At 54.4% G+C, this 552-nt stretch carries 1 pseudogene; it reads right to left on the reverse strand.

The window, feature by feature from the left end:
* Window positions 1-552 (reverse strand): annotated as a pseudogene (locus tag FDX22_RS15530) (aminotransferase class V-fold PLP-dependent enzyme); the annotation flags it as partial.

Consider the following 552-nt stretch of genomic DNA (forward strand, 5'->3'; position numbering starts at 1 on the left):
GCTTGCAGAAGTACATGCAGAACCGGAGGATACCGCCAGATCTTTCAGCGCCATAATCAGCGACTCGCCTTCAACAAAGTTGAAGCTGACGTTGAGAATGTTCGGTGCGCCCTGCTCGAGGTCACCGTTGAGATACACCTCTTCCATATCTTTCACGCCGTTCCACAGACGGTTACGCAGACTGCGCAGGCGCGCCATCTCGGTTTCCATCTCTTCTTTCGCGATACGGTAAGCTTCACCCATACCCACGATCTGGTGGACAGGCAGCGTACCAGAACGCATGCCGCGCTCGTGACCACCGCCGTGCATCTGTGCTTCGATGCGGATACGCGGTTTACGACGAACATACAGTGCGCCGATACCTTTCGGACCGTAGATTTTGTGACNTAGATTTTGTGACCGGAGAAGGACATCAGGTCCACTTTCAGTTGGCTCAGATCGATAGGCAGTTTGCCTACGCTCTGGGTCGCATCAACGTGATAGATGATGCCGCGCGCACGGCACATTTCGCCGATAGTCGCGATATCCTGCACCACGCCGATTTCGTTATTC

This window comes from Citrobacter sp. TBCS-14 (genome assembly GCF_005280805.1).
Lineage (GTDB): Bacteria > Pseudomonadota > Gammaproteobacteria > Enterobacterales > Enterobacteriaceae > Citrobacter > Citrobacter gillenii.